Source organism: Kitasatospora sp. NPDC033851, assembly GCF_055576085.1.
The window spans coordinates 1-1,295 of record NZ_JBVIRL010000106.1; the positions used below are offsets into that span (position 1 = coordinate 1).

Below are 1,295 nucleotides of genomic sequence, written 5' to 3' on the forward strand. Positions count from 1 at the left end.
GCGGGGGTGGGTGCTTCGAAGAGGGTGCGCAGGGGGAGTTCGGTGCCGAGGGTGGTGCGGATGCGGCTGGTGAGGCGGGTGGCGAGGAGGGAGTGGCCGCCGAGGTCGAAGAAGCTGTCGTCGGGGCCGACGGTGTCGAGTCCGAGGACCTCGGCGAAGGCCTCGCAGATCTTCGCTTCGCGGTCGTTGGCGGGCTCGCGGGTGGTGGTGGGGGTGCGGGTGTGGTCGGGGGCGGGTAGGGCGCGGCGGTCGAGCTTGCCGTTGATGGTGAGGGGCAGCGCGTCGAGGGTGAGGACGGCGGCCGGGACCATGTAGTCGGGGAGTGTCCCTCGCAGGAACTCTCGGACGGAGGTGCCGAGTTCGTGGGTGTTCGTGCCGGGGGTGGGGATGGTGTAGGCGACGAGGCGTTGGTCGCCGGGGGTGTCTTCGCGGACGAGGACGGTGGCGTGGGTGATGGTGGGGTGGGTGGTGAGGGCTGCTTCGATTTCGCCGAGTTCGATGCGGAAGCCGCGGATTTTGACTTGTTCGTCGGCGCGGCCGACGAATTCGAGTTCTCCGTGGGTGGTCCAGCGGACGATGTCGCCGGTGCGGTACATGCGGCGGCCGGGTTGGCCGTAGGGGCAGGCGGTGAAGCGTTCGGCGGTGAGGGCGGGTCGGTTGAGGTAGCCGCGGGCGAGTTGGTGGCCGGCGATGTGGAGGTCGCCGGGGACGCCGGGGGGGACGGGTTGGAGGGTGTGGTCGAGGACGTAGAGGTCGAGGCCGGGGATGCCGTGGCCGATGGTGCCGCCCGTGGTGCTGCCCGTGGTGCTGCCCGTGCTGGTGCCCGTGGTGCCTGTGGCGTGGAGTGTCTTGTGGGTGACGTGGACGGTGGTTTCGGTGATGCCGTACATGTTGACGAGCTGGGGTGTGTCGGGGTGGCGGGTGTGCCAGGGGGTGAGTTTGGTGGTGTCGAGGGCTTCGCCGCCGAAGATGATGTAGCGCAGGGCGAGGGGGTGGGGGTGTTCGGCGTCGGCTTGGCTGAGCTGGTAGAAGGCGGAGGGGGTCTGGTTGAGGACGGTGACGTGTTCGCGGGTGAGGAGGTCGAGGAAGGCGTGTGGGGTGCGGGAGGTTTCGAAGGGGACGATGACGAGGCGTCCGCCGTGCAGGAGTGGGCCCCAGAGTTCCCAGACGGAGAAGTCGAAGGCGTAGGAGTGGAACCAGGTCCACACGTCGTGGGGGCCGAAGCCGAAGTGGTGGTCGGTGTTGGCGAAGAGGGTGAGGACGTTGTGGTGGGGGATGAGGGTGCCCTTGGGGCG

The 1,295-nt window shown here is 69.0% G+C and carries 1 protein-coding gene; it reads right to left on the bottom strand.

Translation table 11 applies throughout. The annotated features are described in order from the left end of the window. Nucleotides 1–1,295: non-ribosomal peptide synthetase (locus ACZ51D_RS43680; protein ID WP_465665897.1), on the bottom strand; the 1,295-nt coding region annotated here is incomplete at both ends.